Below are 579 nucleotides of genomic sequence, written 5' to 3'. Positions count from 1 at the left end.
GGAATCGAAGCTGAAACCCAGAACCAAGGATATAGTCAACAAGGCCCTGTACACCACCTTCAAACCGGGCAAGACGAGCTACAAGGTGATGGACCTTCACCCCAAACTGAGAATCTGGCACAAGATCCTGCTCAACTGCATTAATCAGAGACCGAAGGGCAGTTCTCCAGACTACATCAACTTCAACCAGAAGGCGATGTTGTTCTTCATCCAAGACCAGAAGAAGATCTGCCTTCCCTACTTCTTGTTCTCCTATTTGAAGGAATGCATCCGGAAGTCTCGTACCACTGCCTCCATCAAGTCAGCGATCAAGTATATTCCCTTCGGGAGACTTTTGTCTGATCTCTTCATTGAGAGTGGTCTCATTCAAGATTTGATAAATGCTGGATGCACAGAGGATCTGACCACCATTGTTAGTGATGTCTTCACTGCGAATTCTCTAAAGAAAATGGGCCTAGTCAAGAAGAAGATTGCTCCTGCCCATGAAGACACATCTTCTGAAATCAGAAGTAGAAGGGTGCCTCTGAATGACTACCCTCTGTGGACTCAAGCAGACCATCCTGAAGCCATCAGATGCTA

1 protein-coding gene is annotated in these 579 nt (G+C 46.5%); it reads left to right on the top strand.

The genetic code is table 11. From position 1 onward, the window contains the following. The coding region (locus AABA86_RS34195) for a hypothetical protein (RefSeq protein WP_338309876.1) at positions 1-579 on the top strand (579 nt) is incomplete at both ends.

Source organism: Bradyrhizobium sp. TM233, assembly GCF_036247965.1.
In the GTDB taxonomy this organism is placed as follows: domain Bacteria; phylum Pseudomonadota; class Alphaproteobacteria; order Rhizobiales; family Xanthobacteraceae; genus Bradyrhizobium; species Bradyrhizobium ottawaense.
Note: the sequence above shows the minus strand (reverse complement) of the source record. Positions and strands in the feature narration are given on the sequence as shown.